This is a genomic window from Planococcus salinarum (assembly GCF_007004625.1).
Lineage (GTDB): Bacteria > Bacillota > Bacilli > Bacillales_A > Planococcaceae > Planococcus > Planococcus salinarum.
The window spans coordinates 1-710 of record NZ_VIFV01000067.1; the positions used below are offsets into that span (position 1 = coordinate 1).

Consider the following 710-nt stretch of genomic DNA (forward strand, 5'->3'; position numbering starts at 1 on the left):
GGTTAGATAAAGTGATGGCAGCCGTCCGACAAATTGAGACAAAAGGTCTCGGCGATATCACAACAGAAAAGTTAATTTTTCTAAGCGAACAAACGGATCTGGCACCTGCGGTACCTATGAATCCAGATGAGACGGTTGCACAGGCGCATCAAAACATTAAGGCCTTTTCAGTGATGTTCAATCAAGTCGACGAAGGAGTGCTTGAACATGGATAAAAAGCAACATGTCATCGATATGTGCAAAGAATTGCGTCTCCCTGGTATCCGTGAGTTAGTCGAGGAAGACGACGCGTTCGAAGAAACGGCAGCTGCGATTGACCTGTTACACACTGTATTAACAAAGGAAAAGAATGATCGGTGGATCCGGTCTAAATCCACACGGATTCGCCGTGCGAACTTTCCGGAGAAGAAGCTGCTTGAAGAGATTGACACCCGAGCGCTGCCTACAGATGCGCAACAAAAACTTCCCAACTTACAGACGCTTGATTTTATCAAAGCCGGACAGAACGTGATTCTGACCGGTTCCCCTGGAACCGGCAAGAGTCACCTGGCGATCGGTCTAGGCGTAGAAGCCTGCTTGGCCGGTTATAAGGTTTATTTCGCAAGTGTCTCGTCCTTAATCAATCAACTGAAGGAGAGTCGGTCCGAACGGACCTTGCGCTCTTTTGAATTGCGATTCGAAAAGTATGATCTCGTCATCATCGATGAATT

The 710-nt window shown here is 47.2% G+C and carries 1 protein-coding gene and 1 pseudogene; both read left to right on the plus strand.

The features are described 5' to 3' along the window. Positions 1-215 (plus strand): annotated as a pseudogene (locus DIJ65_RS16155) (IS21 family transposase); the annotation flags it as partial. Continuing rightward, positions 208-710 (plus strand): IS21-like element ISSau9 family helper ATPase IstB (istB, locus tag DIJ65_RS16160; protein ID WP_142836516.1); only part of this gene is annotated, 503 nt, incomplete at its 3' end. The pseudogene DIJ65_RS16155 and the gene istB, both read left to right, overlap by 8 nt.